This window comes from Sphaerochaeta sp. S2, from assembly GCF_016406725.1.
Lineage (GTDB): Bacteria > Spirochaetota > Spirochaetia > Sphaerochaetales > Sphaerochaetaceae > Sphaerochaeta.
In genome coordinates, this window is record NZ_JAEKNT010000086.1 from 1 (window position 1) to 18192 (window position 18192).

Annotated in this window: 31 protein-coding genes and 1 pseudogene; all 32 read left to right on the plus strand. The window is 48.8% G+C overall.

What is annotated here, in order from left to right:
- Positions 1-2052, plus strand: a pseudogene (locus JF818_RS02220) (DNA-directed RNA polymerase subunit beta'); the annotation flags it as partial.
- Between the two features lie 172 nt (positions 2053-2224).
- On the plus strand, positions 2225-2599 hold the full coding sequence (gene rpsL / locus JF818_RS02225) for a 30S ribosomal protein S12 (protein ID WP_198890360.1): 375 nt from the start codon (positions 2225-2227) through the stop codon (positions 2597-2599).
- 18 nt (positions 2600-2617) lie between these two features.
- Positions 2618-3088: a 30S ribosomal protein S7 gene (gene rpsG, locus JF818_RS02230; protein ID WP_198890361.1), complete on the plus strand. Its 471-nt coding sequence runs from the start codon at positions 2618-2620 to the stop codon at positions 3086-3088.
- A 390-nt stretch (positions 3089-3478) separates the two neighbouring features.
- Positions 3479-4669, plus strand: coding sequence for an elongation factor Tu (gene tuf, locus JF818_RS02235; RefSeq protein ID WP_198890362.1), 1191 nt, complete (start codon positions 3479-3481; stop codon positions 4667-4669).
- A gap of 64 nt (positions 4670-4733) precedes the next feature.
- The gene (gene rpsJ / locus JF818_RS02240) at positions 4734-5042 is read left to right on the plus strand and encodes a 30S ribosomal protein S10 (protein WP_117329431.1); all 309 of its coding nucleotides are present in this window, start codon (positions 4734-4736) and stop codon (positions 5040-5042) included.
- Between the two features lie 17 nt (positions 5043-5059).
- Complete coding sequence (gene rplC / locus JF818_RS02245) at positions 5060-5680, plus strand: 50S ribosomal protein L3 (RefSeq protein WP_198890363.1); 621 nt, start codon at positions 5060-5062, stop codon at positions 5678-5680.
- 11 nt (positions 5681-5691) lie between these two features.
- Positions 5692-6321, plus strand: a complete 630-nt coding sequence (gene rplD, locus JF818_RS02250; RefSeq protein WP_198890364.1) for a 50S ribosomal protein L4 — start codon at positions 5692-5694, stop codon at positions 6319-6321.
- A gap of 11 nt (positions 6322-6332) precedes the next feature.
- Positions 6333-6635: a 50S ribosomal protein L23 gene (gene rplW, locus JF818_RS02255; protein ID WP_198890365.1), complete on the plus strand. Its 303-nt coding sequence runs from the start codon at positions 6333-6335 to the stop codon at positions 6633-6635.
- A gap of 14 nt (positions 6636-6649) precedes the next feature.
- On the plus strand, positions 6650-7474 hold the full coding sequence (rplB, locus tag JF818_RS02260) for a 50S ribosomal protein L2 (protein WP_198890366.1): 825 nt from the start codon (positions 6650-6652) through the stop codon (positions 7472-7474).
- Positions 7475-7483: 9 nt separating this feature from the next.
- Positions 7484-7756, plus strand: coding sequence for a 30S ribosomal protein S19 (gene rpsS / locus JF818_RS02265; RefSeq protein WP_198890367.1), 273 nt, complete (start codon positions 7484-7486; stop codon positions 7754-7756).
- Between the two features lie 17 nt (positions 7757-7773).
- Positions 7774-8136 (plus strand): 50S ribosomal protein L22, encoded by a 363-nt coding sequence (rplV, locus tag JF818_RS02270; protein WP_198890368.1) that lies wholly within the window; start codon positions 7774-7776, stop codon positions 8134-8136.
- On the plus strand, positions 8137-8844 hold the full coding sequence (gene rpsC, locus JF818_RS02275; protein WP_198890369.1) for a 30S ribosomal protein S3: 708 nt from the start codon (positions 8137-8139) through the stop codon (positions 8842-8844). It abuts the gene before it with no gap.
- 6 nt (positions 8845-8850) lie between these two features.
- Positions 8851-9267: a 50S ribosomal protein L16 gene (gene rplP, locus JF818_RS02280; RefSeq protein ID WP_198890370.1), complete on the plus strand. Its 417-nt coding sequence runs from the start codon at positions 8851-8853 to the stop codon at positions 9265-9267.
- 4 nt (positions 9268-9271) lie between these two features.
- Positions 9272-9478, plus strand: a complete 207-nt coding sequence (gene rpmC, locus JF818_RS02285) for a 50S ribosomal protein L29 (RefSeq protein ID WP_117329440.1) — start codon at positions 9272-9274, stop codon at positions 9476-9478.
- Positions 9479-9493: 15 nt separating this feature from the next.
- Positions 9494-9745: a 30S ribosomal protein S17 gene (gene rpsQ, locus JF818_RS02290; protein WP_198890371.1), complete on the plus strand. Its 252-nt coding sequence runs from the start codon at positions 9494-9496 to the stop codon at positions 9743-9745.
- A gap of 15 nt (positions 9746-9760) precedes the next feature.
- Entirely contained in the window at positions 9761-10126 is a 366-nt protein-coding gene (gene rplN / locus JF818_RS02295) for a 50S ribosomal protein L14 (RefSeq protein WP_198890372.1), read from the plus strand.
- 10 nt (positions 10127-10136) lie between these two features.
- Positions 10137-10442 carry a 50S ribosomal protein L24 gene (gene rplX / locus JF818_RS02300; protein ID WP_117329443.1) on the plus strand — a complete coding sequence of 102 codons (306 nt, stop codon included), beginning with the start codon at positions 10137-10139 and terminating at the stop codon, positions 10440-10442.
- The gene (gene rplE, locus JF818_RS02305; RefSeq protein WP_198890373.1) at positions 10442-10993 is read left to right on the plus strand and encodes a 50S ribosomal protein L5; all 552 of its coding nucleotides are present in this window, start codon (positions 10442-10444) and stop codon (positions 10991-10993) included. The genes rplX and rplE overlap by 1 nt, the downstream gene beginning before the upstream one ends.
- A 14-nt stretch (positions 10994-11007) precedes the next feature.
- The gene (locus JF818_RS02310) at positions 11008-11193 is read left to right on the plus strand and encodes a type Z 30S ribosomal protein S14 (protein WP_198890374.1); all 186 of its coding nucleotides are present in this window, start codon (positions 11008-11010) and stop codon (positions 11191-11193) included.
- 9 nt (positions 11194-11202) lie between these two features.
- Complete coding sequence (rpsH, locus tag JF818_RS02315; protein WP_198890375.1) at positions 11203-11601, plus strand: 30S ribosomal protein S8; 399 nt, start codon at positions 11203-11205, stop codon at positions 11599-11601.
- A gap of 12 nt (positions 11602-11613) precedes the next feature.
- Positions 11614-12159, plus strand: a complete 546-nt coding sequence (rplF, locus tag JF818_RS02320; protein ID WP_198890376.1) for a 50S ribosomal protein L6 — start codon at positions 11614-11616, stop codon at positions 12157-12159.
- Between the two features lie 16 nt (positions 12160-12175).
- Positions 12176-12535, plus strand: a complete 360-nt coding sequence (gene rplR, locus JF818_RS02325) for a 50S ribosomal protein L18 (protein ID WP_198890377.1) — start codon at positions 12176-12178, stop codon at positions 12533-12535.
- Between the two features lie 9 nt (positions 12536-12544).
- Entirely contained in the window at positions 12545-13057 is a 513-nt protein-coding gene (gene rpsE, locus JF818_RS02330; protein ID WP_198890378.1) for a 30S ribosomal protein S5, read from the plus strand.
- Between the two features lie 3 nt (positions 13058-13060).
- Positions 13061-13249, plus strand: a complete 189-nt coding sequence (rpmD, locus tag JF818_RS02335) for a 50S ribosomal protein L30 (RefSeq protein ID WP_198890379.1) — start codon at positions 13061-13063, stop codon at positions 13247-13249.
- A gap of 1 nt (position 13250) precedes the next feature.
- Positions 13251-13682 (plus strand): 50S ribosomal protein L15, encoded by a 432-nt coding sequence (gene rplO / locus JF818_RS02340; protein ID WP_198890380.1) that lies wholly within the window; start codon positions 13251-13253, stop codon positions 13680-13682.
- Positions 13683-13696: 14 nt separating this feature from the next.
- On the plus strand, positions 13697-15019 hold the full coding sequence (secY, locus tag JF818_RS02345) for a preprotein translocase subunit SecY (protein ID WP_198890381.1): 1323 nt from the start codon (positions 13697-13699) through the stop codon (positions 15017-15019).
- Between the two features lie 15 nt (positions 15020-15034).
- The gene (rpmJ, locus tag JF818_RS02350) at positions 15035-15148 is read left to right on the plus strand and encodes a 50S ribosomal protein L36 (RefSeq protein WP_198890382.1); all 114 of its coding nucleotides are present in this window, start codon (positions 15035-15037) and stop codon (positions 15146-15148) included.
- 53 nt (positions 15149-15201) lie between these two features.
- Positions 15202-15567, plus strand: coding sequence for a 30S ribosomal protein S13 (gene rpsM / locus JF818_RS02355; RefSeq protein WP_198890383.1), 366 nt, complete (start codon positions 15202-15204; stop codon positions 15565-15567).
- A 14-nt stretch (positions 15568-15581) separates the two neighbouring features.
- On the plus strand, positions 15582-15959 hold the full coding sequence (gene rpsK / locus JF818_RS02360) for a 30S ribosomal protein S11 (protein WP_198890384.1): 378 nt from the start codon (positions 15582-15584) through the stop codon (positions 15957-15959).
- 18 nt (positions 15960-15977) lie between these two features.
- Positions 15978-16619, plus strand: coding sequence for a 30S ribosomal protein S4 (gene rpsD, locus JF818_RS02365; protein WP_198890385.1), 642 nt, complete (start codon positions 15978-15980; stop codon positions 16617-16619).
- Between the two features lie 9 nt (positions 16620-16628).
- Positions 16629-17681 carry a DNA-directed RNA polymerase subunit alpha gene (locus JF818_RS02370; RefSeq protein WP_198890386.1) on the plus strand — a complete coding sequence of 351 codons (1053 nt, stop codon included), beginning with the start codon at positions 16629-16631 and terminating at the stop codon, positions 17679-17681.
- On the plus strand, positions 17671-18168 hold the full coding sequence (gene rplQ, locus JF818_RS02375; RefSeq protein WP_198890387.1) for a 50S ribosomal protein L17: 498 nt from the start codon (positions 17671-17673) through the stop codon (positions 18166-18168). The genes JF818_RS02370 and rplQ overlap by 11 nt, the downstream gene beginning before the upstream one ends.
- Positions 18169-18192 lie beyond the last annotated feature (24 nt).

Below are 18192 nucleotides of genomic sequence, written 5' to 3' on the forward strand. Positions count from 1 at the left end.
CGTAAGGGCCTTTCCGATACCGCATTGAAGACTGCTGAGGCAGGTTATCTCACTCGTCGTCTGGTTGATATCAGCCAAGACGTTGTGGTCAATGAGGATGACTGTCACACCATCAATGGTATCTGGCGTGGAGCACTCAAGGATGGTGATGAAATCGTTGAGAACCTTGCAGACCGCATTGTAGGGCGCTGTCCGGTTGAGGATGTCTTGCATCCATTTACCCGTGAAGTCATCGCCACTGCAAATGAGGAAATTGATGAGATCACTGCCCGAAAGATTGAGGAAGCTGGTATTGAACAGGTCCTCCTGAAGACGGTGCTCACCTGTGAGGCTAAGCATGGCGTATGCCGTAAGTGCTATGGTCGTAACCTTGCCACAAACCGGCCGGTAGTAATCGGTGAGGCTGTAGGTATCATCGCTGCCCAGTCGATTGGCCAGCCAGGTACCCAGCTTACCATGCGTACGTTCCACGTTGGTGGTACTGCATCTACCAGTTCCGAGGAGAACAAGCTCACCTTCAACTATCCGATTGTCATCGGTGCCATTACTGGCTCAAGGGTTATCCGTGAGAGTGACAAGATGGAAGTGTTCACCCGTAAGGGCCATATCGAATACTTCCGTGTGAACTCCATCATAGATGCATCCTCCTACGACAAGCTTCTTGTTGAAGATGGCCATATTGTAGCCAAGGGTACTCCGTTCTATGAAAAGGACGGGGAAGTGGTTGCAAGTGAAGAGAACGGAACCGTCAGAATATACGAGTCCAAGGTATATTTGATCGGGCACTCCACCACGCAGGTGGTGAAGGCTGGTTCAGAGCTCTTGGTTGGGAGTGGGGACTATTTGGAACCAAAAACTCCGCTCGTGACATTTGACCCGTTCAGTGAGCCGGTTATTGCCGAAGAGGGAGGATTCTCCCACTTTGTTGATATCAAGCTGGGAACCACGTTGGTTGAAGAGGTGAATGAGGAAACCGGTAATATCGAGAAGAAGATTACCGAGCATAGCCTTGAGTCCTTGCAGCCTCGTATTGAGATTACCAGTGAGGAACATGGAAAGGGAGATATTCTTGCAGTTTACTTGTTGCCTGGTGGATCCTATATCCAGACCCAGGACAATGTGAAGATTGACAAGGGTATGATTCTCGCCAAGTTGCTTAAAGAAGGGACCAAAACGAAGGATATTACCGGTGGTCTTCCCCGTGTTGGTGAGTTGTTCGAGGCTCGCCGGCCGAAGAACGCTGCAATCCTTGCTCAGGTTGCTGGCTTAATTAGCTTTGGCAATATCGTAAAGGGTAAGCGTACCATCTTGGTAACTGACCCGTTCGGTAATGAATACAAGCATATGGTACCGATGGGAAGAAACCTGTTGGTCCGTGATGGTGATTCCGTCGAAGCTGCTGAGCCTTTGTGTGATGGATCTGTCGATCCCCATGACATCCTTGATATCCTTGGAGAGAATGCACTGCAGTCCTTCCTCGTGGATGAAGTTCAGGAAGTCTATCGAATGCAGGGAGTACAGATCAACGACAAGCACTTGGGAGTTATTGTCAGGCAGATGCTGCGCAAGGTCGAGGTAGTTCATGTTGGTGATACCAATTTGATCCACGGCCAGCAGGTGGATAAGTATCGGTTCTTTGAGGAGAACGACCGGGTAATTGCTGAAGGTGGTGAGCCTGCTGTTGCACAGCCACTGCTGCTTGGTATTACGCGAGCGTCCTTGAGTATCGACTCATTCATCAGTGCGGCATCCTTCCAGGAGACAACCAAGGTCTTGACAAATGCAGCAATAGCTGGTAGTAAAGATGAGTTGCGTGGTTTGAAAGAGAACGTCATCATTGGTCACCTGATTCCTGCGGGAACTGGTATGCGCCTTTATCGCGATGTTAAACTCAAGGATGAGGAGTTGCTGAAACTGCAGCAGAGAGTTGATGCAGTAAAGGCTTCCCGGCACCAAGAGATGATCGCAGACGATGAATTTGACGTTGAAGATTTGGCAGACATGAAATCCGTGGGTGATACCGTGGATGTGGACGATTCCGACGAGGATTGACCTATGCGCCTGTTGGCGCATATGCAGCCTTGCCGGACCGTGTAAAACCACACCGCTGTGTCCATGCTGGGTACGGATTTTACATATGACGTGTTGCCCGTAGGGGTGGCGCAGATCCCTGTGTTTGTGAGAAGCAGTGGGTCAAAGAAAGAAAAGGGAGTGTGTCGATAAGATGCCTACTATTAATCAGCTGATCAGAAAGGGTAGAAAGACCATTGTCCAGAAGACAAAGTCCCCAGCCCTCGAAGGTTGTCCCCAGAAGCGTGGTGTATGCACCAGGGTCATGACCGTAACCCCGAAGAAGCCGAACTCTGCTTTGAGAAAGGTCGCACGTGTGCGTCTTTCCAATGGTATTGAAGTTACCGCCTATATCCCCGGTATCGGACATAACCTGCAGGAGCACTCGGTAGTACTCCTTCGTGGTGGAAAGGTCAAGGACCTTCCCGGTGTTCGCTATCACATTGTTCGTGGTGCCAAGGATACCCTTGGTGTTGCAGATCGTAAGAGAAGCCGCTCCAAATACGGCGCCAAGAAGCCCAAGGCTTGATAAGGGAGGAGTTGGAATATGTCAAGAAGAACTACTGCTCCCGTCAGGGAAGTGTTGCCGGATCCCGTATATGGGAGTGTTATTGTTGAAAAGTTCATCCGTCGCATGATGTACGATGGAAAGAAGTCCCTCAGCACCAGGATCATTTACAATGCCATGTTGACCATTGGTGAGAAGACCGGTGAAAAGCCGCTTGATGTCTTCCTCAAGGCCTTGGATAATGTAAAGCCGGTTGTTGAGGTCAAGAGCCGCCGTGTTGGTGGTGCAACCTATCAGGTTCCTGTGGAGGTTCGTGAGAATCGCCGTGAGGCCCTTGCAATGCGCTGGATTATCGCCGCTGCTCGTTCCCGTAATGGGCACAGCATGGCCGAGAAACTTGGTGCTGAGCTCCTGGATGCCTACCAGAATACCGGTTCTGCCTTCAAGAAGAAGGAAGATACCCACAGAATGGCAGAGGCCAACAAGGCTTTCAGTCATTACCGTTGGTAACAAAAAAACCAAAAAAGGCCGGCTTTCCCACTGTGAAGAGCCGGTTTTTCTTTATCTTTATAGAATTATTCCTAATCGCTTGACATAAAAACTGCTTTCCCGTATATTGCTAAAGGTGTCCGCATAGGTACGTCTATGTGGCAGTATGTAGAGCCAAACCGATTATTGCTGGAGCAATGATAAGGTGGTTTCAGGCAGTACCAAGTTTTTTATAAACTTATACTATGTCGTCAGGATGGGTCCTCCAGGCCTGCCGACCTCTGGAATCCTCTTATGTTTTGTTTCCCTGTAATTAGTTTGTCTCAATCGAAATGGTAAAGGCTTTGGGCCTTTATGAGCACATATTAATTATTTTTTGTGACTAACATTGGATGTCACAAGGAGGAAATGATGGCAAAAGAGAAATTTCAGAGGACGAAGCCACACGTAAACGTAGGCACCATCGGTCACGTTGACCATGGTAAGACTACCCTTACCGCAGCAATTTCCATGCACTGTGCAAAGCTGTTTGGCGATAAGGCACTTGCTTACGATTCAATCGACAACGCCCCTGAGGAAAAAGAGCGTGGTATTACCATTAACACCAGACACGTTGAGTATCAGTCTCCTAATAGACACTATGCACACGTTGACTGCCCGGGACACGCTGACTACATCAAGAACATGATCACCGGTGCTGCACAGATGGACGGCGCCATCATCGTCGTTGCAGCAACTGACGGTGCTATGGCACAGACCAAAGAGCACATCCTGCTCGCACGCCAGGTTGGTGTACCTTGCTTGATCGTTTTCATCAACAAGACTGACCAGGTTGACGATCCTGAATTGATCGACCTTGTTGAAGAAGAAATGCGCGACCTGCTCAATGAGTATGGCTTCGACGGTGCAAATACTCCTGTCATTCGCGGTTCTGCATTCGAAGCAATGAGCAATCCTGATGAGCCCGAGAAGACCAAGTGTCTCGACGAGCTGCTTGAAGCTATGGATACCTTCATTCCGCTTCCTGAGCGTGCTGTTGACCAGCCCTTCTTGATGCCGATTGAGGATATCTTCTCCATCTCCGGCCGTGGTACTGTTGTTACCGGTCGTATCGAGCGTGGTATCATCAAGGTCAACGATCCTGCTTCAATTGTTGGTATTCGTGACACCCGTGACACTGTTGTTACTGGTGTTGAGATGTTCAACAAGTTGCTCGACGAAGGTCAGGCTGGTGATAACATCGGCGCACTGCTTCGTGGTGTTGACAAGAAGGACGTTGTTCGCGGCCAGGTTTTGGCAAAGCCCAAGTCCATCAATCCCCACGCCAAGTTCTCCGGTACTGTATACGTACTGAGCAAGGACGAGGGTGGTCGTCACTCCCCATTCTTCAGCGGCTATCGCCCGCAGTTCTATTTCCGCACCACTGACATCACTGGTACGGTAACCCTGCCTGAAGACAAGCAGATGGTTCTGCCTGGGGATCACACCGACATCAATGTTGAACTCATTCACCCTGTCGCCATGGACAAGGGACTCCGCTTCGCTATCCGCGAAGGTGGTAGAACCGTTGCTTCCGGCCAGGTTACCGAGATCGTTGAATAACGTTACCAACGAATGTCTTGCCATCATCAGATGATGGTGGCAAGGCCCGTTTTTTGGAGGAATAATGGCTAAAGAGAGAATTCGAGTTAGGCTGAGAGGTTTTGATATTGAGCTGGTTGAACAGAGTTCAAAAGCTATCGTAGATACCGTTGTCAGGGCTGGTGCTACAGTGTCAGGTCCTGTACCTCTCCCGACCCGTATCAACAAGTACACTGTCCTGAGATCGCCCTTTGTCAACAAAAAGTCTCGTGAACAATTTGAGATGAGAACCCACAAAAGGTTGATAGACATTTTGGATCCTACATCAAAAGTCATGGATGCCCTCATGAAGCTTGAGCTCCCTGCCGGTGTGGATGTAGAGATTAAACAGTAAGAGAGTTGAGGTAAGAGATGTTAGGGCTTATCGGCAAAAAAGTTGGAATGACACAGGTGTTTGATGCGCAAGGCAGGCTCACACCCGTGACTGTAATAAAAATAGAGGGCAACGTTGTTGTCTCGGACCGCAATGAGGAGAAGAATGGATATTCTGCTGCTGTATTGGGTTCGATTGACAAGAAGAAAAGCACTATCACCAAACCATATGCTGGACAGTTCAAGGAAGTATGTGAACCAAAGCAGCATGTTATGGAATTCCGTGACTATGACCGTGAGGTCGCAGTCGGCGAGGTGTTGGGCGTGGATATATTTAAGGACATCTCCTTTGTGGATGTCACCGGGACTTCTAAAGGTAAGGGTTTTGCCGGCGGTATGAAACGACATGGCTTTAAGGGCGGTCGTGCTACCCACGGTTCCAAATTCCATCGCGACATCGGCGGTACGTCAATGTCTTCCACCCCTTCCCGCACATTCAAAGGTACTCGGATGGCTGGCCACATGGGTAATGAGAGGACGACGGTCCAGAACCTGAAGGTAGTCCGTGTCGATGAAGAGATGCAGGTCCTTATGGTTAAGGGTGCTATCCCTGGCCCCGCCCAGAGTGTCGTCATCGTCAAGAAAGCGATCAAGAAGTAGGGGCGAGATATATGGAAACGAAAGTCTTTTCAATCGACGGCAAAGAGGTCCGAACCCTCGTGTTGAATGATGAAGTGTTCAACAGAGAGGTAAGTGATGGTACCATTTATTATGCCGTAAACAGCGAGCTTGCAAACCACCGTGTTGGTACTGCAAGTACTAAGACCCGCGCAGAGGTCAGATACAGCAATAATAAGCCATACAAACAGAAGGGTACTGGTAACGCACGTGCCGGTGACAAGAAAAGCCCTGTCAGAGTTGGTGGTGGAACGATTTTTGGACCCAAGCCGCGCGATTATAGTATTACCCTCCCCAAGAAGATGAAGAGGCTTGCAATGAAGAGCCTGTTGTCTATGGGAGTCAAGGAGGATCGTCTCGTTGTTGTAGAGGATTTCTCCATCGAAAGTGGCAAAACCAGGGATCTTGATAAGATTCTTAAGAACTTCGTCGAGGATGAGAGCAGAACCATTCTGATCCTTAAAGATGACGATGCAATGGTGCGCCGTGCTGCAAGGAACATTCCGTACCTGCGTGTTCTTTCTTACAACAGGCTTTCTGCTAAGGAGTTGTTGTACGGGAGAAAGCTCCTGGTTCTGGAAGGGGCTGCTAAGAATTTGAATGAATTCTACGGCGACAAATAAGGGGACCGGAAATGAGAGCAGACCAAGTTATTATTGAACCCGTCCTGAGTGAGAAGACCAATCTTGCTCGTGAGGGCGAAACAAAGAAGTATTCGTTCAAGGTCCGTATGGACAGCAACAAGTATCAGATCATGGCAGCTGTTAAAGAGCTCTTTGGTGTTGAGGTTGCAGCTTGTAACGTGATGATTGTGAAGGGCAAGCCAAAGTATTCCCGCGGTAAGGGTGGTTCCATCCTTGGTAACACCGGTAACTGGAAGAAGGCTGTCGTAACCCTGGCCAAGGGTGATACCATCCAGGCCATCGAAGGCGTATAAGGAGAAGTTGGATTATGGCACTTAAATCATACAAGCCCAATACTCCCGGCCTTCGCCAGAAGACCACTTTGGTCTTCAGCGAGCTGACTGCCAGCAAGCCTGAGAAGTCGTTGACCAGTGGTCTTAACAAAAAGGCAGGTCGGGATACCTTAGGGCGCATCAGTGTTCGCCGTAGAGGCGGTGGCCATAAGCGTGCATATCGTACTATCGATTTCAAACGCGACAAATACGGGATTCCCGGTGTTGTGAAGACAATCGAATACGATCCGAACCGCAGTGCAAACATTGCATTGGTATTTTATGCCGATGGTGAGAAGCGCTACATGATTGCTCCAAGGGGTATCAAGGTTGGAACCACTGTTATCAGTGGACCAGAAGCCCCAATTCAGGTAGGAAATGCTCTTCCTTTGAAGAAAGTTCCTCTTGGCCTGGTGGTGCATAATGTGGAGTTAACCCTCGGTCGTGGTGGACAGCTTGTCCGCAGCGCTGGTTTGGGAGCTACCCTGGTTGCTAAGGAAGGAGACTATGTCACCCTCCGCTTGCCTTCAGGCGAAATGCGCATGGTGTTTGGTGAGTGCTACGCTACCCTCGGGCAGCTTGGCAACGAAGATCATATGAACGTCACGCTCGGAAAGGCTGGTGCAAGTCGCCACCTTGGAAGACGGCCGAAGGTACGTGGTGTAGCAATGAACCCGATCGATCACCCACATGGTGGTGGTGAAGGTAAGACTGCTGCAGGACGTAACCCTGTGTCCCCATGGGGTAAGCCGGCAAAGGGTGGAAAGACCCGTTCCAAGAAGAAACCTTCCGGTGCATTCATCGTTAAGAAGCGGAAGTAGGAGTAGAAAGTGGCTAGATCAATCAAAAAAGGTCCTTTTATTGAAAAGAAACTGTATAAGAGGATTCAGGAGTCTCTTAAGACTAATCAGAAGCAGATGATCAAGACTTATTCCCGCTGTTCTACGATCATCCCTGAAATGGTGGGATTCACGATTTCTGTGTATAACGGAAAAACCTGGATTCCAGTATATGTGACGGAGAACTTGGTTGGACACAAACTCGGTGAGTTTTCTCCCACCAGAATTTTCCGCGGTCATGCTTCCGACAAGAAGGTTGGGTAAGCGGTATGGGTAGTAAGATGGAAGATAAACAAGGTTATTCAGCAACTGCCAAATTTCTGATGGTATCTCCTTCCAAGGTTCGCCCGGTCGCCAATCTTGTTCGGAATAAGTCGTATGTGGAAGCAGTAGCAATTCTTGAGGCTATGCCTCAGAAGGGATCAAATCTGATCCTGAAAGTTTTGCAATCCGCTTGTGCAAATGCGCTTGATCAGAACAAGAAGATCGACGAAGAGAATCTTGTGATCAAGGAGTTGCAGGTTAACGAGGGCCCAAGGCTCAAGAGAGTCTGGCCGAGATCCCATGGAAGACGGGATATTCTGCTTAAGAGGATGTCACACATTACCGTCGTCGTTGACGAAAAAGCAAGCGTGAGGAAGTAAATGGGCCAGAAAGTTAATCCTATTGGGCTCCGTCTTGGAGTCAACAAGACCTGGAAGTCCAAATGGTATGTGGACCCCAGGGAGTATGCGGACACTCTGCATGAAGATCTGAAGCTGAGAAAGGCTTTGGTTGAATGCCCTGAAGTCCAGGGTGCTGAGATTTCGGATGTTGAAATCATCCGTAAGCCCCAGCGCATTACGATTGTGATCACCACCAGCCGCCCTGGTATCATCATTGGTAGCAAGGGTGCAAATGTCGAGAAGCTTGGAGCACGTCTCCAGAAACTCTCTGACAAGAAGGTGCAGATCAAGATCAAGGAAATCAAGAAGCCAGAGGCTGATGCCCAGCTGATTGCCTTAAACGTTGCTAGACAGCTCGTGAGTCGTGGTTCATTCCGCCGCTCAATGAAGATGGCTGTTTCCAAAGCAATGCAGAATGGTGCTCAGGGTGTTAAGATCCGGCTCTCCGGTCGTATCGGTGGTGCAGAAATTGCACGCTCGGAGTGGATGAAGGAAGGAAGAATTCCCCTTCACACGCTGCGCAGTGACATCGACTATGGATTCACCACAGCTAATACCTCCTTTGGTGTCATTGGCGTCAAAGTGTGGGTTTACAACGGTGAGATCTACGATCGTGCAGTCAAGAACGACGCCGGTGGTTTGGTGAGAAAGCCGACCAAGAGCGAAGGTGTTGAGGCAAGGAGTTAGTAGGCCATGCTTAGTCCAAAGAGAATTAAACACAGAAAGAAACAGCGTGGCACCACTGATGGTGTTGCACATCGCGGGACTACCATTGCTTTCGGTGAATTCGGTTTGCTCGCACTTGAGCCGAAGTGGATCACCAATCGCCAGATTGAGGCAGCCCGTATCGCCATGACCCGTCACATTAAGCGTGGTGGTAAGGTATGGATCAGGATTTTCCCTGACATGCCCTATACCAAGAAGCCCGCTGAAACCAGACAGGGAAACGGTAAGGGTAACCCCGAAGGTTGGGTCGCTGTCGTGAAGACCGGCGCTGTGATGTTTGAAATGGGTGGCGTTCCTGAAGAGCTCGCTCGTGAGGCTTTGGAGCTCGCAGCTTCCAAGCTTCCGGTCAAGACGAAGTTTGTCGCCAGAAGGGAAGTGGAGTAAGAGTATGAAGAATTCATATAAAGATTTGACCCTTGACGAGCTGGTAGCCAAGAAGGAGCAACTTCACAAGGAGTACTTCGACCTTCGTATGGGAAGAGTGCTCGGACATGTGGAGAATCCACTTGCTGTTCGTACCGTCAGGAGGAACATCGCTCGTGTGAATACCCGAATTCGTGAGTATGAACTTGGAATTCGGAACGTGGCAAAGTAAGGGAGAGCGATTCAGATGGAAGCTAATAAAAAAAGTTTTACCGGCCGGGTGGTCAGTGACAAGATGGATAAGACGATTGTCGTTGCTGTTTCCTCAAGAAGACTGCATCCCCTGTATAAGAAGTATGTGACTACCACCAAAAAGGTGAAGGCACATGATGAGAGGAACGAGGCAAATATCGGCGACACCGTACGTGTTTTGGAATGCCGCCACATCAGCAAAGATAAGTGCTGGCGTCTCGTGCAGATCGTCGAGCGCGCTCGCTAATAGGAGAGAGACGATATGGTACAGATGCAGACCTATTTGAATGTAGCGGATAACAGTGGTGCAAAGCGAGTGCAGTGCATCAAGGTTCTTGGCGGAAGCCATCGCTATGTTGCCGGTGTTGGTGACATTATTGTTGTGGCCGTAAAGACCGCATTGCCTAACGGCGCCATCAAAAAAGGTGACGTCATGAGGGCAGTCATTGTCCGAACGAAGAAGGAATACCGCAGACCTGACGGTACCTATATCAGGTTCGATGACAACGCATGCGTTATCATCGATGCCAACAATAACCCGCGCGGTAAGCGTATCTTCGGACCCGTAGCCAGAGAGCTGCGTGATAGGTACATGAAGATTGTTTCTCTCGCGCCGGAAGTGTTGTAGGAGTATACACATGAAGCTTAAGAAGAACGACACCGTAATGATTATTGCTGGTAAGGACAAAGGTAAGTCAGGCAAGATCGTGAAGGTAGACCGTGAGAAAGAGAGAGTCGTTGTCCAGGGTGCCAACATGGTGAAAAAGTCCATGCGCAAGAAAAACCAGCAGGACAAGGGCGGCATCGTGGAAATTGAGGCACCAATCCATGTTTCAAATGTAGCTTACGTCACCGGAAAAGGTGAAACTACAAGGATTGGGTACAAGTTTGATGAAAGCGGCAAGAAAGTCCGTTATGCCAAGAAAACCGGGGAAGTAATCTAATGGAAAAGTTTATACCAAACCTTAAGAAAAAATACCTGGAAACAGTAGCTCCTGCTCTGTTTGAAGATTTTGGCTATAGCTCCAAAATGCAGATCCCCGCTCTCGAGAAGGTTGTTGTCAGTGTCGGTGTCGGCGAAGCCATTACCAATAAGAAGCTCCTCGATGCTGCTGTCAAGGAGCTTGAGCAGATCACCGGTCAGCATGTATTGAAAACCAAGGCCAAAAAGTCCATCGCAAACTTCAAGGTTCGTGAAGGGTATGAAATTGGTGCTATGGTGACTCTACGTGGTGAAAACATGTGGTTCTTCCTGGAGAGGCTGATCAGCATCGCTCTTCCCCGCGTTAAGGACTTTAGAGGTGTCAAGCCCAATGCTTTTGATGGGCATGGGAACTACTCACTCGGTATTACCGAGCAGATTATTTTCCCTGAGATTGACTTCGATAAGATCGAACGCGTCAGCGGTTTGAATGTCGCCATTGTAACGACCGCAAAGACCGATGAAGAAGGCTACGCCCTGCTCGCAAAGCTTGGCATGCCCTTCAGTAAATAAGGGGTAAGAGACATATGGCAAAGAAATCAATGATCGTAAAGGCCAAGAGAGAGCCTAAGTTCAGCACCAGACACGTCAATCGCTGCAGAATTTGCGGCAGACCCCATGGCTATATGCGCCAATTCGACATGTGCAGGATCTGTTTCCGTAAATTGGCTAGTGAAGGCCAGATTCCTGGTGTTACCAAATCCAGTTGGTAGGAGAGAAAAATGGCTGTAAGTGATCCAGTAGCTGATATGCTGACTAAGGTTAGAAATGCTAACATGGCCAAGCATGAGAAAGTAGATGTTTCTACTTCCAAGATGAAGCTTCAGATAGTGAAGATTCTAAAGAATGAAGGATATATCAAGAACTTCAAGAAGGTGACCAAGGATGGGATTTCCTATATCCGAGTTTTCCTGAAGTATGATGATAATCAGAGTCCAGTACTCCATGGGATTCAACGCATCAGCACCCCTGGCCGTCGTGTTTACACCGGCTATCGTGAGATGCCCCGTGTGTACAACGGACATGGCGTCGTTGTAGTGTCTACTTCTTCGGGTGTCATCACCGGGAAGAAGGCTACAGAGAACAAGGTCGGTGGCGAGCTGATCTGCTCTATTTGGTAAGGTGGTAAAGAAATGTCCAGAGTTGGAAAATTGCCAATCACAGTACCGCAAGGGGTCAAAGTTGCCATCAACGGTGGTTTGATTAATGTCGAAGGTCCGAAAGGAAAGCTCAGCTGCCCAACCCGTCCTGAGGTTGTGATCAACATCAAGGAATCCGAAATTAGCGTGGTTCCCAAGGATGAGTCCAAGGAAAGCAATAGCTTCCAGGGCCTCTACCGCCAGTTGGTTAACAACATGGTTATTGGAGTGTCCAAGGGATTCTCCAAGACCCTCATGATCAACGGTGTCGGTTTCCGTGCTGACCTGAAGGCCAACATCCTGACCCTCAACCTCGGGTACTCCGAATTGATTGAAGTTGTACTTCCCCAGGGAATCACTGCTACCGTGGAAAACCCCAATAAGGTTACCATCAGCGGTATCGACAAGCAGCTCGTCGGGCAGACTTGTGCAGAGATCCGTTCCCTCCGAGAACCTGAACCATATAAGGGTAAGGGAATTCGGTATGAGGACGAGGTAATCAGGCGCAAGGCTGGTAAGACAGCTTCTGCTAAGAAATAGTGGGTAGGTAGATAAGATGAATAGAGTTATCGATAAAAGAAGGAAACTTGCTCGTCGTAAGTATCATATTCGAAAGCACATTTCCGGTACTGCAAGTAGGCCGAGAATGAGCGTGTTTCGCAGCAATTCCCACATGTATGTACAGGTCATCGACGATGTAGCTGGTAACACCCTCGTTGCTGCTAGCACCATGGAGAAAGAGCTCAAGGGCTTGAAGAACACGGTAGAAGATGCAGCAAAACTCGGGGAAACCATTGGTAAGAGAATGCTCGAGAAGCAGATCGACACCTGTGTGTTTGATCGTAATGGCTATCTGTTCCACGGAGTTGTCAAGAGCATCGCAGATGGCGCACGCAAAGTTGGCGTAAAGTTCTAGGGGGATACTGTGGATAGATCGAGAGATAGAGATAGAGATAAGAACGACGGGTATGTCGAGAAGCTGATCAAGCTGAACCGTGTTGCCAAGGTTGTCAAGGGTGGTAGAAGGTTCTCCTTCTCCGCACTGGTAGTCGTTGGTGACCAGAATGGTAAGGTTGGATATGGTTTCGGTAAGGCCAATGACGTCACTGAGGCGATCAGAAAGGCTGTCGATCGTGCTAAGTCAAGCATGATTGTTGTACCGATGAAGAAGACAACTATTCCTCACGAGATCTTGGGAAACTACAAGAGTGGAAGTGTGCTCTTGAAGCCTGCAAGACCTGGTACGGGTGTTATTGCCGGTGGTGCAGTCCGCGCTATTTGTGACGTCTGTGGTATTTCTGATATCCAGGGCAAGTCACTTGGCTCCAAGAATGCAATCAATACGGTTAAAGCTGCCTTTGATGGTTTCGAGAATCTTTTCGATGCCAAAGTGGTTGCAAAGAATCGGGGCAAGTCCCTGAATGAGATGTGGGGGTAAGAGATGGCTGACGCAAAGAAAATCAAGGTTACCCTTGTCAGAGGACTTTCCGGTTCACTGCCTAAGCAGCGCAGAACGGTGAAGGCTCTCGGACTTGGCAAGATTTCCAGCTCGGTTGTACACGATGCTACTCCCGCTACGCTTGGGATGGTCCGTGTAGTAGCACACCTTGTGAAAGTCGAGGAGATGTAAGATGGGACAGATTCATGCACCGAAAGGTGCCAATAAGAAAAAGACAATCGTAGGGCGTGGCGCGTCCTCGAAGGGTCGCTCCTGCGGTAGGGGTCATGACGGACAGAATTCTCGCTCCGGCGGTGGTGTTCGTCTCGGCTTCGAAGGCGGACAGATGCCTTTGTATCGCCGTGTTGCCCGTAGAGGTTTTTCCAACAGTGTATTTAAGAAAGAGTATGCCGTTGTCTCCCTTGATGTAATTTCTGCTAACTTCGAAGATGGAGATGTAGTTACCCTCGACGCCTTGAAGGACGTTGGGTTGGTCAAGGGGCACAATACACAGGCGAAAGTTCTGTGTAATGGAGAACTTACCAAGAAGGTAGTCATTGACGGTTTGAAGGTTTCCGCTACTGCAATCGAGAAGATTACAGCTGCGGGTGGCGAGATTAAATAACAAAGAAGGGCTTTATGGCAAACTCCTTAGTTGAGATGTATAGAATCAAGGATCTCCGGAAAAAGATTTTCATTACCCTAAGCCTGCTGATTGTCAGCAGGATCGGGGCAGTGATTCCTATTCCTGGGATTGATCCGGAAGTTCTGAAACTGTTTTTTCTATCCCAGAGTTCAGATTCAAATATCGGTCTTACCGAATATCTGAACTTCTTTTCGGGTGGTGCGTTCTCCAACTTTTCTCTGTTTATGTTGGGTGTCATGCCGTACATCAGCACACAGATTATTGTGCAGCTGTTGATGTTGGTTATCCCTTCACTGAAGAAGCTGGCCCAGGACCCATCCGGGCATAAGAAGATTCAGCAGTACACCAGATATGGTACGATTGTAGTTTGTCTGATTCAGTCGTATGTAGTAACCATCTACGCCAACTCCATTCCCGGCGTGATGACAATGAGTACTGTTCCGTTCACATTGGTAGCTATGCTTACCGTAACGACCGGTTCCATGCTGCTGATTTGGATCGGTAACAAGATCACCCAGTGGGGTATCGGAAACGGTATCAGTCTGTTGATCTTCGCCGGTATTGTAGCAAGATTTCCCGAGGCCGTATCGGTTCTGTTCCAGAGCATCTCCGCGGGTGTTCTGAACCCAATCGTCGTCTTGGTGGTCTTTGTAATGTTCTTAGTTGTTGTTGCTCTCGTCGTGTATGAAGAGCAGGGCGTAAGAAAGATTCCCGTGAACTATGCCAAGCGTGTGGTAGGCCGTAAGATGTACGGTGCACAAAGTACGTACATCCCAATCAAGGTCAACCCATCAGGTGTTATCCCGGTAATCTTTGCAAGTGCTTTGCTTTCCTTCCCGTTGCAGATCGCAACTACTTTGGGACAAGAGGTGAGGTGGCTTGCTGCCTTCGCTAATTGGTTGAATCCACAGGGTGCCCCCTATCTGATTATCTACGCCCTGTTGATCATAGGGTTTGCCTTCTTCTATACCCAGGTTTCAATGAACCCGGTGGAGATGGCCAAACAGATTCGTGAGAATGGTGGTTCAGTTCCCGGCGTACGTTCCGAGAAACTTGAAGAGTACCTTACTAAGGTGCTTAACCGCATTGTTCTCCCTGGCTCCCTGTTCTTGGCTTTCATTGCCTTGATTCCTACGCTGGTGCAGATGTTCTTCAACTTCCCTGCATCTGTTGCAATGCTTTTCGGTGGAACGTCACTACTGATTCTTGTCGGTGTTGACTTGGATACCATGCGACAGATTGAAGGTGTTATGAAGATGCACCACTACGATGGTTTCAATGTTGACGGCAAGAAGAGGAAGTCGAAACACATTTAGGCTAGGAGCTAGAACATGAAAGTAAGAGCAAGTGTCAAACCGATTTGTGACAAGTGCAAAGTAGTCAGACGGAATGGGGTGGTCCGCATTATTTGTGAGAACCCCAAGCACAAGCAGAGACAGAGATAAACAGGGTTCGGCGCAAGCCTTCCACTCTATTAGAGAAATTCAGGAGGCCATGAATGGCGAGAATTGCAGGTGTAGATTTGCCGAACAAGGCAGTAAAAATCGCCTTAACCTATATTTATGGGATTGGTAGGTTTTCGGCGGTTGAGATTTGTGAAAAAACAAAAATTGATCCCGATACAAGTATTAATACCCTTTCCAGTGATGACCTGGCAGTATTGCGCAAGGTGATCGAGGAAGAGTACAAAGTAGAAGGACGTCTGAGAACAGAGGTCGCTCTGAACATCAAGCGCCTTATGGACATCGGTTGCTATCGTGGCCTTCGTCATCGTAAGGGTCTTCCCGTTAACGGACAGAGGACAAAAACCAATGCCCGTACTCGCAAGGGTAAGAAGAAGACCGTTGCGTCCAAGAAGAAATAAGGAGCAGATAGCACATGGCTACTATTAAACGTAAAGTCAAGAAAACGGTATATGAAGGCAATGTCTATATTCAGGCGACCTTTAACAATACCATTGTTACCGTTACCGATCTGAACGGGAATGCGGTATCTTGGGCTAGTGCCGGTGGACTTGGTTTCCGTGGCGCTAAGAAGTCCACTCCCTATGCAGCACAGACCACTGCCGAAAAGGCTGCCAAGGCTGCTATGGATAGTGGATTGCAGGAAGTGAACGTATTTGTGAAGGGACCCGGTGTTGGACGTGAGAGCGCCATCAGGACGTTGGGTGTGCTCGGGCTTAAGGTCCGTTCCATTCGTGATGTCACCCCCATCCCACACAATGGATGCAGACCTCGCAAGAGTAGAAGAGTCTGATGAGGAGAGAGCAGATACATGGCTAGATATACTGGACCTAAGTGCAGATATTGTAGAGCAGAGAGGACGAAGTTGTTCCTCAAGGGTGATCGATGCCACAGTGGCAAGTGCCCGCTTAATGACATCAAGTCCACTGGGCTTCCTGGTAAGGATCCCCGCGCGCGCTCCAAGAAGCCGACCGACTACGGTCTGCAGTTGCGCGAGAAGCAGAAACTGAAAAGAACCTATTGCATGCTTGAAAAGCAGTTCAAGCTTACCTTCAATGAGGCAACAAGACTTCCCGGTAAGACCGGTGAAAACTTGATCATGCTTCTTGAGCAGAGGCTTGATAACGTGGTGTTTAGACTCCACTTTGCTTCCAGCCGCAGTCAGGCTGCACAGCTGGTTAATCACGGACATGTTTTCGTGAATGGCAAGCGTGTTTCCATTCCTTCTTACCGCCTTCGCCCAGGTGATGAGGTTTCCGTAGGCAAGAGTGGTCAGAAGATGTTGATTATTAAAGAAAACCTCAAGGAATACACCAAAAGTGGCGTATGCCAGTGGCTGAACCTCGATGTAGATGCCATGAAAGGCACTTTCATCGCAGTTCCGAGAAGAAGTGAAGTCACCGAGCTCGAAAAGATAAACGAGCAGCTGGTTGTCGAGTTGTATTCCAGATAAGGAGTAACCATGGCACGCAAAAACCTTCTGAAGGGCTTTAAGAAGCCCAAGGGGATCACCTTCGAACATAGCGCAGTTGAGCCGAACTATGGGAAATTCATCGCTTATCCGTTTGAGAGAGGCTTTGGTACCACGATCGGTAACACGCTTAGGAGGGTACTCCTCTCATCGATCCAGGGGTATGCCGTCACTGCCGTAAAGTTCACCAGCTTCAATGAAGATGGTGTTCCCCACTTGATCTCAAGTGAGTATGAGCAGCTTCCCGGTGTTCGCGAAGATATCGCGGATATCATTGCCTCGCTCAAAAAACTGCAGATCAAGATGCCCGATGACTCGGAGGGTACAAACCTCCTCATCGAGTGTAAGGGACCCGGCGTTGTGACCGGTGCAAACTTCGAGCGTGACCAGGTTGAGATCACCAACAAGGATCTGGTTCTTTTCACGATGATGGATGATGCCAACATCGAGATGGAAGTTCAGATAGACCTTGGTAGGGGCTATGTCCCGTCTGAAATCAACGAGAAGTATGTGGAAGAGATTGGGACCATCCCCATCGATGCCAGCTTCTCACCGGTTACCCGCGTAAAGTATTCGATTGAACCCACCCGTGTCGGCTATCGTAGTGATTATGACAAGCTTACACTGGAAATCTACACTGATGGTACGATTATTCCTCAGAATGCGCTTGCAGAGGCTGCTAAGATTGCAAAGGATTATTTCCAGATCTTTATTAACTTTGATGAAACGTTGATCAACAACAATGACGAAGTTGATGAAGAGGAGGAACGCGTCCGCAAGATTCTCAACACTTCCGTTGAGGAGCTTGAATTGACAGTACGCTCCAGCAACTGTCTGAAGAACGCAAACATCCGAACCATCGGCGATCTCACCAAGAAGACTGAGGAAGAGATTGCAAAAACGAGGAACTTCGGCAAGAAGAGCCTCCAGGAAATTAAGGAAAAACTGAAGGAGTGGAATCTCAGCCTTGGGATGACCGACTACAGTGTCCTGAAAACTGCAATCAAAGTACCAGGGAACAAGGAAGAAGAGAATGAAGCATAAGATTGGATTCAATGCGCTTAATAGAAGCTCTGCTCACCGCAAAGCTTTGAAGCGCAACATGGTGACCAGTCTGTTCAGATATGAGCGGATTGAGACCACCAAGGCAAAGGCTCTGGAAGTACGCAAAATGGCTGAGAAAATGATCACCCGTGCTAAAGTTGACAATGTGGCCAATCGCCGCCAGATTGCACGGGACATTTATGATGAAGCAATTGTTGCAAAGCTCTTCACAGAGATCGCTCCCTTGTTTGTCGAGCGGAAGGGCGGTTACACCCGTGTCCTGAAGACCGGCAATCGTCTCGGAGACGCTGCCGAGATGGTAATCCTCGAGCTGGTGGAGAAAACTTCAAAGCCCGAGAAGAAGGCCGAAAAGAAGACTGAAAAGAAAGCTGAGAAGAAGACTGAGAAGAAATCTGAACAGAAGACTGAAAAGAAGGCCTCAAAACCAGCCAAGAAGGCTGAGAAGAAGGACAAAGAGGAGAAATAAGCCTCTATTGGGTCTCTTCACCTG

Excerpts from the sequence above, each read along its gene's own strand:
- rplF (WP_198890376.1), top strand. The coding sequence starts at position 11,614 with ATGTCCAGAGTTGGAAAATTGCCAATCACAGTACCGCAAGGGGTCAAA.
- rpsL (WP_198890360.1), top strand. The coding sequence starts at position 2,225 with ATGCCTACTATTAATCAGCTGATCAGAAAGGGTAGAAAGACCATTGTC.
- rplR (WP_198890377.1), top strand. The coding sequence starts at position 12,176 with ATGAATAGAGTTATCGATAAAAGAAGGAAACTTGCTCGTCGTAAGTAT.
- JF818_RS02310 (WP_198890374.1), top strand. The coding sequence starts at position 11,008 with ATGGCAAAGAAATCAATGATCGTAAAGGCCAAGAGAGAGCCTAAGTTC.
- rplQ (WP_198890387.1), top strand. The coding sequence starts at position 17,671 with ATGAAGCATAAGATTGGATTCAATGCGCTTAATAGAAGCTCTGCTCAC.
- rpsD (WP_198890385.1), top strand. The coding sequence starts at position 15,978 with ATGGCTAGATATACTGGACCTAAGTGCAGATATTGTAGAGCAGAGAGG.
- rplX (WP_117329443.1), top strand. The coding sequence starts at position 10,137 with ATGAAGCTTAAGAAGAACGACACCGTAATGATTATTGCTGGTAAGGAC.
- rpsM (WP_198890383.1), top strand. The coding sequence starts at position 15,202 with ATGGCGAGAATTGCAGGTGTAGATTTGCCGAACAAGGCAGTAAAAATC.
- rplW (WP_198890365.1), top strand. The coding sequence starts at position 6,333 with ATGAGAGCAGACCAAGTTATTATTGAACCCGTCCTGAGTGAGAAGACC.
- rplE (WP_198890373.1), top strand. The coding sequence starts at position 10,442 with ATGGAAAAGTTTATACCAAACCTTAAGAAAAAATACCTGGAAACAGTA.
- JF818_RS02370 (WP_198890386.1), top strand. The coding sequence starts at position 16,629 with ATGGCACGCAAAAACCTTCTGAAGGGCTTTAAGAAGCCCAAGGGGATC.
- rpmJ (WP_198890382.1), top strand. The coding sequence starts at position 15,035 with ATGAAAGTAAGAGCAAGTGTCAAACCGATTTGTGACAAGTGCAAAGTA.
- tuf (WP_198890362.1), top strand. The coding sequence starts at position 3,479 with ATGGCAAAAGAGAAATTTCAGAGGACGAAGCCACACGTAAACGTAGGC.
- rpsG (WP_198890361.1), top strand. The coding sequence starts at position 2,618 with ATGTCAAGAAGAACTACTGCTCCCGTCAGGGAAGTGTTGCCGGATCCC.
- rplD (WP_198890364.1), top strand. The coding sequence starts at position 5,692 with ATGGAAACGAAAGTCTTTTCAATCGACGGCAAAGAGGTCCGAACCCTC.
- rplO (WP_198890380.1), top strand. The coding sequence starts at position 13,251 with ATGGGACAGATTCATGCACCGAAAGGTGCCAATAAGAAAAAGACAATC.
- rplP (WP_198890370.1), top strand. The coding sequence starts at position 8,851 with ATGCTTAGTCCAAAGAGAATTAAACACAGAAAGAAACAGCGTGGCACC.
- rplC (WP_198890363.1), top strand. The coding sequence starts at position 5,060 with ATGTTAGGGCTTATCGGCAAAAAAGTTGGAATGACACAGGTGTTTGAT.
- rplV (WP_198890368.1), top strand. The coding sequence starts at position 7,774 with ATGGAAGATAAACAAGGTTATTCAGCAACTGCCAAATTTCTGATGGTA.
- rpsK (WP_198890384.1), top strand. The coding sequence starts at position 15,582 with ATGGCTACTATTAAACGTAAAGTCAAGAAAACGGTATATGAAGGCAAT.
- rpmD (WP_198890379.1), top strand. The coding sequence starts at position 13,061 with ATGGCTGACGCAAAGAAAATCAAGGTTACCCTTGTCAGAGGACTTTCC.
- rpmC (WP_117329440.1), top strand. The coding sequence starts at position 9,272 with ATGAAGAATTCATATAAAGATTTGACCCTTGACGAGCTGGTAGCCAAG.
- rpsC (WP_198890369.1), top strand. The coding sequence starts at position 8,137 with ATGGGCCAGAAAGTTAATCCTATTGGGCTCCGTCTTGGAGTCAACAAG.
- rplN (WP_198890372.1), top strand. The coding sequence starts at position 9,761 with ATGGTACAGATGCAGACCTATTTGAATGTAGCGGATAACAGTGGTGCA.
- secY (WP_198890381.1), top strand. The coding sequence starts at position 13,697 with ATGGCAAACTCCTTAGTTGAGATGTATAGAATCAAGGATCTCCGGAAA.
- rplB (WP_198890366.1), top strand. The coding sequence starts at position 6,650 with ATGGCACTTAAATCATACAAGCCCAATACTCCCGGCCTTCGCCAGAAG.
- rpsQ (WP_198890371.1), top strand. The coding sequence starts at position 9,494 with ATGGAAGCTAATAAAAAAAGTTTTACCGGCCGGGTGGTCAGTGACAAG.
- rpsH (WP_198890375.1), top strand. The coding sequence starts at position 11,203 with ATGGCTGTAAGTGATCCAGTAGCTGATATGCTGACTAAGGTTAGAAAT.
- rpsJ (WP_117329431.1), top strand. The coding sequence starts at position 4,734 with ATGGCTAAAGAGAGAATTCGAGTTAGGCTGAGAGGTTTTGATATTGAG.